Genomic DNA, 9345 nt, shown 5'->3' on the forward strand with positions numbered 1-9345 from the left:
GGTAAAGGATCAATGAGCGACTATAAATCAACTTTGAATCTGCCGGAAACCGAGTTTCCGATGCGTGGTAACCTGGCAAATCGGGAACCTGAGATGCTGCAGCGCTGGAACGACGACCAGTTGTATCAGCAGATCCGCAACAGCCGTAGTGGCCGTGACATGTTTATTCTGCACGATGGCCCTCCATACGCGAACGGTGAAATTCATATTGGTCACTCACTGAATAAAATTATTAAAGACATCATTGTAAAATCTAAGACCATGTCTGGCTTTGATGCACCCTACGTTCCAGGGTGGGACTGCCATGGTCTGCCGATTGAGCTGAAAGTTGAACAGAAAGTCGGTAAACCTGGACAAAAGATTTCCGCTGCTGAATTTCGTGAGCATTGTCGAAAGTATGCGATGAGCCAAGTCGAGATCCAGCGTGAAGGGTTTATTCGTTTAGGTGTCTTAGGGGATTGGTACAATCCTTACCTCACCATGAACTTTGATACGGAAGCCAACATCGTCCGTTCGCTGGCCAAAGTTATAAGCAATGGTCATCTGCAAAAAGGCGTAAAACCCGTGCACTGGTGTACCGATTGTGGCTCGGCATTGGCTGAAGCGGAAGTGGAATACGAAGACCGTACGTCACCTGCCATTGATGTGGCGTTTGTTGCTGCTGAACCGGAAAAAATTGCCGTTGCCTTTGGTGTCGGCGCCGTAACCGCGCCTGCCATGGTGATCTGGACCACGACACCTTGGACCATGCCGGCTAACCGCGCCTTGTGTGTCAGCCCAGAGCTGGATTATGTGCTGGTGGAAGCTGAACTAGAACAAGGCAAGAGAACGCTGGTACTGGCTGAAGCGCTGTATGAAGAGTGTCTGCAACGTTATGGTGCCACAGCCACCCAAGTACTGGGACGTTGCAAAGGTGAGGCGCTAGAGCTGATCCGCTTCCAGCATCCGTTTTATGATTTTACCGTGCCAGTGGTACTGGGTGACCACGTTACTACTGATTCGGGTACTGGTATCGTTCACACCGCGCCTGGACACGGCCAGGACGACTTTGTGGTGGGTCAAAAATATGGTTTGGAAGTCGCCAATCCGGTAGGTGATAACGGCGTCTATAAAGACGACACCCCGTTGTTTGCCGGCAAGCATGTGTTCAAAGCCAATGATGACGTGGTTGCTGTATTGAAGGAACGCGGCGCGTTGCTACATTATCAGGCCTATCGTCACAGCTATCCGCATTGCTGGCGCCACAAGACGCCGATTATTTTCCGTGCCACACCGCAATGGTTTATCTCTATGGATAACAAAGGGTTGCGTCGTGATGCGTTGAAGGAAATCGAACAGACGCAATGGATCCCTGATTGGGGTGAAGGGCGTATTGAAAAAATGGTCGCTAACCGCCCTGACTGGTGTATTTCCCGTCAGCGTACTTGGGGCGTGCCGATCACCTTGTTTGTCCATAAAGATACCGATGAATTGCATCCAGACAGCGTCGCGTTGATGGAAAAAGTAGCTGAACGTATTGAACAGCAGGGCATTCAGGCGTGGTGGGATTTAGATATCGAAGAGTTGCTGGGGAGCGATGCTGACAACTATCGCAAAGTCACTGACACGCTGGATGTGTGGTATGACTCAGGCTCAACTTTCGCTACCGTTGTTGCTACTCGTCCAGAGTTTCGTGGTCAGAGCGCTGATCTTTACATGGAAGGCTCCGATCAACACCGTGGCTGGTTTATGTCGTCGCTGATGCTGTCTACTGCCATGAATGGCAAAGCGCCTTACAAGCAGGTGTTGACCCATGGCTTTACCGTGGATGCCAAAGGTCGCAAGATGTCCAAGTCCCTTGGTAACGTGATTCCTCCGCAACAGGTGATCAATAAGCTAGGTGCTGACATTCTGCGTTTGTGGGTGGCATCGACCGATTACAGCGGTGAAATGACCGTGTCTGAGGAAGTGTTTAAACGTAGTTCGGATGCTTACCGCCGTATCCGTAATACTGCCCGTTTCCTGTTGGCGAATTTGAATGGTTTCAACCCAGAAACGGATACCATCGCCATTGAACAGATGGTGGCATTGGATCGCTGGGTGGTGCGCCGTGCCGCCGCATTGCAGCAAGAGTTACTGGAAGCCTACAACAGTTATAGCTTCCACATCGTAGTGCAGAAGCTGATGCAGTTCTGTTCCGTGGAATTGGGTAGTTTCTATCTGGATATCATCAAGGATCGTCAGTACACCGCGAAAAGTGATGGTCATGCCCGCCGTAGCTGCCAGTCAGCACTGTTCCTGATTGCTGAAGCCATGGTGCGCTGGATTGCGCCAATTCTGAGCTTTACTGCTGATGAAATCTGGCAGTTAATGCCGGGCAAACGTGACACTTATGTGTTTACCCAAGAATGGTATGACGGGTTGCAATCAGTCACTGTGGAAAATGATCTCAGCGATGATTATTGGCAACAATTGCTGCAAGTGCGTGATGAAGTGAATAAAGCGCTAGAGCAGGGGCGTCGCGATCAATTGATCGGTGGTGCCTTAGAAGCAGAAGTTACTCTGTACGCTGATGATGCTTTGGCAAATGCCTTGGCAACGATTGGAGATGAACTACGTTTTGTGCTTCTGACCTCTAAAGCCACTGTGCAGCCGTTGGCACAAGCACCTGATAACGCAACCGCTACTGAAATGTCAGCGTTGAAACTGCAGGTTGTTAAAGCCACGGCTGAGAAATGTGAACGTTGTTGGCACCACCGTGAAGATGTTGGCGTTAATCCGGCGCATCCGCATCTGTGTGGTCGTTGTGTCACTAACATTGAGGGAGAAGGCGAACAGCGTTTGTTCGCTTAAGGTGCCGTATGCCTGCTAACTGGAAACAGAGCGGCCTGCGCTGGTATTGGATAGTGGTGTTGGCCTTTGTGGCTGACCAGCTATCCAAACAGTGGATTCTGGCCAATTTTGATTTGTATGAATCGGTAAAACTGTTGCCGATTTTCAATCTGACTTACGTGCGTAACTACGGCGCGGCGTTCAGTTTTTTGCATGATGCTGGTGGCTGGCAACGTTGGATGTTCACGCTTGTAGCGGTTGGCTTCAGCGTGGTGTTGACTATCTGGTTACGGCGTTTGCCTGCAGAAAAGCGGCTGTTGTCGGTTGCCTATACCTTAGTGATTGGTGGCGCGCTGGGTAATCTGGTCGATCGTCTGGTGCATGGCTTTGTGGTGGATTTCCTGGATTTTTACTGGAACACCAGCCACTATCCGGCATTTAATATTGCCGACTCCGCCATATGTGTTGGGGCAGTGTTGATTGTGTGGGAGGCGTTTTTTGGTGATAAAACTGATCAGCAGCCCGCCAGTAGTAAGGAATAATGATGTCTGAGACCCGTTCTCTGTTGTGCCATATGGCGATCTTACTGGACGATGGTTCCACTGCTGAAAATACCCGAGCCAGTAATAAACCGGTGCGGCTGAATATTGGCGATAGCAGCTTGAGTCCGGCATTTGAGGCGGCATTAACTGGGCTCCACAGCGGTGACAAACACAGTTTTACGCTGCCGGCCGCTGATGCATTTGGCGAGGTAAACCCAGATAACATCTATTATCTGGATCGTACCCGTTTCCCGGCTGATATGGTGTTGGAGCCAGGTGTTATTGTCGGGTTTGCTGGTGCCAATGGTGCTGAAATCCCGGGGATAGTCCGTGAGGTAGCCGGTGATTCTGTGACCGTTGATATGAATCATCCGTTGGCGGGACAGACGCTGACATTCCAACTGGAAGTGTTGCAGGAGCTTGATGATGAGTGATAACACACAGGCTCAGCCGCAACTGAGCATTCTACTGGCCAATCCTCGTGGTTTTTGTGCCGGGGTTGACCGAGCCATCAGCATTGTAGAACGGGCGCTGGAACTGTTTTCGCCACCAATCTATGTGCGCCATGAAGTAGTGCATAACCGCTATGTTGTTGAAGACTTAAAACGCCGCGGCGCCGTGTTTGTGGATGAACTCGAACAAGTACCAGATAACAGTATCGTCATCTTTAGTGCTCATGGGGTGTCTCAGGCGGTCCGCGCAGAAGCCAAGCTGCGTGGTTTAAAAGTTTTCGATGCTACCTGCCCGTTAGTGACCAAGGTACATCTGCAGGTGACGCGTGCCAGCCGCAAAGGCGTGGAATGTATTCTGGTGGGCCACGCCGGGCATCCAGAAGTGGAAGGCACCATGGGACAGTACGATAATCCCAACGGTGGTGTATATCTGGTTGAGTCTTTGGAAGATGTAGCGCAGCTACAGGTGAAAAATCCACAGAATCTCTGTTTTGTCACCCAAACCACTTTGTCCGTTGATGACACCATGGATATTATTGCCGCTTTGCAGCAGCGTTTCCCCTGTATTGAAGGGCCCCGTAAGGATGATATCTGTTACGCCACGCAAAATCGTCAGGATGCTGTGCGTAAAATTGCGTCGGATGTGGAGTTGCTGATCGTTGTTGGGTCGCGTAACAGCTCCAACTCCAACCGGTTGCGGGAGTTGGCGGAGAAATCGGGTACTCGGGCTTATTTACTGGACAATGCCGATGATATCGATGCTACTTGGTTTAATGGTGTAGGCAAGGTGGCGGTAACTGCGGGTGCATCGGCTCCAGAAGTGTTGGTGCAACAAGTGGTGGAAGCTATTGCTACCCTCGCACCAAGCGTGGTGACTGAGGTAGAAGGCCGTCAGGAAGATACCGTATTTGCTGTGCCAGCGGAGCTACGTTGACGGATATTGTGCGACGTTGAGGCTTGGCAGTAACAACAAGGCCATGGTGTAAACCATGGCCTTAAATTTTCAGCATACTAAATCAGGAGAGTGTCTAAATCTGCATCAAAGCTGCTGTCAATTTCCTTAAGCTCCCGCATCAAGCGGTGTTTTTCCTTTAACGCTTCAATTTCCCGCCACTTACGTTTCTTGGAGTTGCGAGAACGGCCGGGTCTTTCTTCCACGTGGTCAAGCGCACTACCATAATCTAACTGATCCATGGCAACCTCCTGTTGTTGTATGTTTTGTCAGCACTTAAATAGCATATTTGCTGAACAGGGTGCAAGTTAAATGTTTCCTCAGTGTTAAAACTGTAAGACATTTGGATGACAGTTAACAGGATGACCATTGTGCTGAAAAAAGACCGGCACTGGTGGCCGGTCATAATGGATTGAATGAACTAGATTTTTTGCTGTCGGAACAGGTTGATTAAGGCGTTGCTGGAACTGTCCAAAGCTTTACATGCTTCTGTTGCGGCAAGGCGTGACAACACGTCATTACCGAGAGTTTTGCCAAGTTCCACACCCCATTGATCGAAAGAGTTAATATCCCATATAGCGCCCTGCACGAAGGTACGATGCTCATATAGCGCTATTAATGCTCCCAGGGTTTCCGGCGTCAGTTTATTCATTAAAATAGTGTTGCTGGGTTTATTGCCCGCCATTTCCTTATGTCTAGCCAGCAGTTGTTTCTCGGCTTCAGGCAGCGAACTATCTTGTAATTCTGCTAACGCCTCTGCGTAGGTTCTGCCACGCATCAATGCTTGAGTCTGACCAAAACAGTTAGACGCCAGTTGTTGATGATGAACCCCTAAAGGATTATGGCTCTGCAGCGGCAATATAAAATCGGCGGGTATCAGCGCAGTTCCCTGATGTAACAACTGATGATAGGCATGTTGTCCATTGGTGCCTTCGCCTCCCCAGATCACCGGACCGGTGGTGTAATCGACGGTTTCACCACTAAGAGTTACCGATTTACCGTTGCTTTCCATATCCAGTTGCTGGAAGTACGCGGGTAATCCTCTGAGGTAATGATCATATGTCAGTACCACATGTGACTGAGCCCCTTGGAAGTTGTTATACCAGACAGCTAATAAACCCATGATTACGGGCAGGTTTTGTGACAAAGGTGTCGCTGCGAAGTGTACGTCCATGGTTCTGGCACCTTTAAGCAACGCCAGAAAGTTATCCATACCTATCAGCAATGCAATCGGCAAACCGATAGCGGACCACAAAGAATAGCGGCCTCCGACCCAATCCCACATCGGGAAGATATTGTCGGCATCGATACCAAATTCGGTGGCCTTTGCCACATTGGAGGTGATGGCCGCAAAATGTTTGGCAACATCCGCCTGCGTATGGCCTTGTCCCAAAAACCAAGATTTTGCCGACAGCGTGTTGGTGAGCGTTTCCTGCGTCCCAAAAGATTTGGATGACATCAGAAATAAGGTGGTTTCTGGTGCCAGCATTTTGAGCTTATCACTGAGGCAGCTGCCATCCACATTGGCGACAAAATGGCAGTTGAGTTTGCCGTTCCAATAGGGTTTTAGTGCTTCAGAAATGATTTTGGGCCCGAGAAATGAACCGCCAATGCCAATCGCCACCACATCGGTAATCTTTTGTCCGGTACAACCACGCCATTTGCCACTGTATAGCGCTTCAATAAATGCAGCCATTTTGGCTAACGTTGCCTGTACTTCAGGTACCACATTGACGCCATCCACTCGAATGTCGGCATCGGCTGGTGCCCGCAATGCAGTATGCAGTACCGCACGTTTTTCGGTAGTATTTATTGGCTCACCGGCAAACATAGCGGCAATTTTATGCGGTAATCCGCTATTCTCCGCCAACTGCAACAGTAATTGCATGACTTGAGCATCAATACGGTTTTTTGAATAGTCCAGTAACAAACCGCAATCTCTCGCGGAAAATTTGCTAAAGCGTTGTGGATCTTCAGCAAACAACTGTCGCATATGCGGTAGCTGTTTGCTCAATCCCTGTAGTGTTTGCCAAGTAGATGATTGTGTCAGCTTGCTCATGAGATAACCTTGTCGTCCGTTGATGGGGTTGTCAGACGAGTTTGGCTGTTAGCATCTGTTCCAGCTTGCCCTGATCGATGGCAAAGTTGCGGATGCCTTCAGCGAGTTTTTCAACTGCCATAGCGTCTTCATTCAGCTCCCAACGGAATTCCGCTTCTGTCATTGGCGTTGGTGCCGCTATGGTTTCTGTGGTTGGAGATAGCTTGCGTGTGATAGTCACATCGCTAGTCGCCAGCTCTTCCAGTAATGAAGGGCCGATAGTTAATCGGTCACATCCTGCTAACTCAATGATTTCTCCAGTATTACGGAAGCTGGCTCCCATCACTACCGTGCGATAACCATGTTGTTTATAGTAGTCATAAATTTTGCTAACAGACAGCACACCCGGATCTTCGTTGGCCCGATAGTCGTGGCCTGTGCTCTGCTTATACCAGTCAAGAATACGGCCAACAAATGGTGAGATCAGAAATACCCCAGCTTCAGCACAGGCGCGAGCCTGCGCAAAACTGAACAGCAGCGTCAGATTACAGTTAATGCCCTGTTGTTCTAACACTTTGGCGGCACATATGCCTTCCCAAGTTGCCGCCAGTTTGATCAGAATGCGCGACTTATCTACCCCGGCCTGCTGATAGAGCTGAATAAGCCGTTGCGCTTTGGCAATCGATGCATCCTTATCGAATGATAAGCGCGCGTTAACTTCTGTAGAAATGCGACCGGGAACCAGCTTTAGGATCTCGACCCCAATATTGACCGCGAGCTTGTCTGCGGCATCTTCCAGTCGGGTAGCGGGATCTTGGCTCTGTGCTTTAGCCCAAGCAATGGCATTATCAATTAATCCGGCATATTCCGGGATCTGTGCGGCCTTGAGAATTAATGACGGGTTAGTTGTTGCGTCTTCCGGCTGGTAACGTTTGATTGCTTCAATATCGCCGGTATCTGCCACTATAGTGGTCATGGATTTTAGCTGCGTGAGTGTGTTAGCCATAAGGTAATATCCTTTACTCGGTGTGCTCTCAATATCGCTTAGTACCTATTAGAAGTGATTTCGCTCCGTCTTGCCAATTCACAATGAAAAATAATTACAGTAAGCGCAAAAAAACAGCAATTTCTAAAATTACACAAAGATTGTGGTGCTAGCCAGCTAACGGCTGACATTCCTCTTGAAAATAAAAAAGCCGCTGGTAAAGCGGCTTTTGTAGTAACGCAAGCTTATTTCAGCAGTGGCTGTTTATCTTTAAAGCTCATATGGGCTTCTATGCGACGGTTAACTTCATTCGCTTCTGCAGAAGAACCCTGCATCAGTGGCTGAGTTTCACCATAGCCTTTAGCGGTAATACGAGAAGCGGCAATACCATATTTGTCGACCAGAATTTTAGCTACTGCGTCGGCACGTTTCTGAGATAACCACAGGTTATAACTGTCTTTACCCGGCAGTGAGGCGTGACCGGAGATTTCCAGATCAGCTTTCGGGTACTTATTCATAAATTTGGCAACTTTTTCGATGTCTGCCATAGATTCTGCTTTAACCACAGATGAGTTGTTATCAAACTGTGCAGCAATTTTCAGCGTTTCCAGTTTTTCCACGTAGATGGAACAACCTTTGGCATCGACTTTATGGTCAGCTGGGGTATTTGGACACTGATCGAGATCGTCTGTCACACCATCATGGTCGCTATCGAGTGGGGCAGCGGCAACTACCGGTTCTGGAGCAGGTTGAGCTGCTGGTGCTGGTTTGCTGTAACCAAAACGATAGCTCAGTTCCAGACCCCAGTAATTACTTTCCATGTCGAGGGTGTTCCATTTATCTTCGTCGAGGTTTTCGTAACGACGATATTTGGCTTGCAGTTTGAGGTTTTCGGTCAAGTTGTAACCAACACCAACGCCGAAGTAAGGGGCAACACCGCTATCGCTGTAGTAATGCGCACCATACTGTTGTTTGTTGGAAATCAGATAGTTCATGGCACCAGCTTCAGCAGATAGCGCCCAATCTTTGGCAAATGGCCAGAAACCGACAAGTCCTAAGGTCGCGCCACGGACACCTGCGTCGTTTCTGATATTAGCGTAGTCCGTCCATTCGGCACGGCCCAGATTCCGGTAACCTAGTTCTACACCAAAATAGTCATTGAACATGTAGCCGCCAAAGATATCCCAAGCATAGGGGTCATCTTCGCCACAGGTTTTCATGGTTTTCTGGTCACAGTTCGGTTCGTAGTTGTTGACACCCACACCCGCACCTACATACCAAGGAGTCAGTTCCTGTTCTGCTGCGGCAGCGGCAAATGGTAATGCCGATACCATTAACAAAGCAGTTAATTTTGTGTTCATCATCTTCTCCATGTCCTTTGAAGTTGTTAGCTGTATATTCAGCCTTGATGGGATAATTCCCGTCGTTAGGAGTTAACTGCCAAAATTATCTAGCTTGGGAAGCAAATTTTCCACCTATGCCACAAAATTCCCCTCAATTATGATTAAATTGATCATAAATTGTAAATAAATAGTTAATTATAAAAATATAGAGGGTTAATTTCA

The 9345-nt window shown here is 48.7% G+C and carries 8 protein-coding genes; 4 read left to right on the forward strand and 4 right to left on the reverse strand.

The annotated features are described in order from the left end of the window. The first annotated feature begins 12 nt into the window (after positions 1-12). From ileS to ispH, 4 genes are read left to right on the forward strand one after another with little or no spacing between them, the layout of a single operon-like run. Entirely contained in the window at positions 13-2832 is a 2820-nt protein-coding gene (ileS, locus tag J3L11_RS06625; protein WP_189618677.1) for an isoleucine--tRNA ligase, read from the forward strand. 8 nt (positions 2833-2840) lie between these two features. Beyond that, complete coding sequence (gene lspA / locus J3L11_RS06630) at positions 2841-3353, forward strand: signal peptidase II (protein ID WP_133038612.1); 513 nt, start codon at positions 2841-2843, stop codon at positions 3351-3353. A gap of 2 nt (positions 3354-3355) precedes the next feature. Further along, complete coding sequence (gene fkpB, locus J3L11_RS06635; protein ID WP_133038628.1) at positions 3356-3787, forward strand: FKBP-type peptidyl-prolyl cis-trans isomerase; 432 nt, start codon at positions 3356-3358, stop codon at positions 3785-3787. After that, positions 3780-4739 (forward strand): 4-hydroxy-3-methylbut-2-enyl diphosphate reductase, encoded by a 960-nt coding sequence (ispH, locus tag J3L11_RS06640; protein ID WP_278250718.1) that lies wholly within the window; start codon positions 3780-3782, stop codon positions 4737-4739. Before fkpB ends, ispH begins: the two co-directional genes overlap by 8 nt. A 77-nt stretch (positions 4740-4816) precedes the next feature. Here the strand turns inward: ispH and J3L11_RS06645 are convergent, their stop codons facing one another. From J3L11_RS06645 to J3L11_RS06660, 4 genes are all read right to left on the reverse strand, one after another. After that, positions 4817-4999: a DUF3545 family protein gene (locus tag J3L11_RS06645; protein ID WP_133038610.1), complete on the reverse strand. Its 183-nt coding sequence runs from the start codon at positions 4997-4999 to the stop codon at positions 4817-4819. 179 nt (positions 5000-5178) lie between these two features. Further along, complete coding sequence (gene pgi / locus J3L11_RS06650; RefSeq protein WP_207570542.1) at positions 5179-6816, reverse strand: glucose-6-phosphate isomerase; 1638 nt, start codon at positions 6814-6816, stop codon at positions 5179-5181. Between the two features lie 31 nt (positions 6817-6847). Continuing rightward, entirely contained in the window at positions 6848-7801 is a 954-nt protein-coding gene (gene tal / locus J3L11_RS06655; RefSeq protein WP_207570543.1) for a transaldolase, read from the reverse strand. 224 nt (positions 7802-8025) lie between these two features. Further along, the gene (locus tag J3L11_RS06660; protein ID WP_207570544.1) at positions 8026-9144 is read right to left on the reverse strand and encodes an OmpA family protein; all 1119 of its coding nucleotides are present in this window, start codon (positions 9142-9144) and stop codon (positions 8026-8028) included. Between the last annotated feature and the right edge of the window lie 201 nt (positions 9145-9345).

The organism is Shewanella sp. 4t3-1-2LB, assembly GCF_017368415.1.
GTDB classification, from domain to species: domain Bacteria; phylum Pseudomonadota; class Gammaproteobacteria; order Enterobacterales; family Shewanellaceae; genus Shewanella; species Shewanella fodinae.

Excerpts from the sequence above, each read along its gene's own strand:
- J3L11_RS06645 (WP_133038610.1), bottom strand. The coding sequence starts at position 4,999 with ATGGATCAGTTAGATTATGGTAGTGCGCTTGACCACGTGGAAGAAAGA.
- pgi (WP_207570542.1), bottom strand. The coding sequence starts at position 6,816 with ATGAGCAAGCTGACACAATCATCTACTTGGCAAACACTACAGGGATTG.
- lspA (WP_133038612.1), top strand. The coding sequence starts at position 2,841 with ATGCCTGCTAACTGGAAACAGAGCGGCCTGCGCTGGTATTGGATAGTG.
- tal (WP_207570543.1), bottom strand. The coding sequence starts at position 7,801 with ATGGCTAACACACTCACGCAGCTAAAATCCATGACCACTATAGTGGCA.
- J3L11_RS06660 (WP_207570544.1), bottom strand. The coding sequence starts at position 9,144 with ATGATGAACACAAAATTAACTGCTTTGTTAATGGTATCGGCATTACCA.
- ileS (WP_189618677.1), top strand. The coding sequence starts at position 13 with ATGAGCGACTATAAATCAACTTTGAATCTGCCGGAAACCGAGTTTCCG.
- ispH (WP_278250718.1), top strand. The coding sequence starts at position 3,780 with ATGAGTGATAACACACAGGCTCAGCCGCAACTGAGCATTCTACTGGCC.
- fkpB (WP_133038628.1), top strand. The coding sequence starts at position 3,356 with ATGTCTGAGACCCGTTCTCTGTTGTGCCATATGGCGATCTTACTGGAC.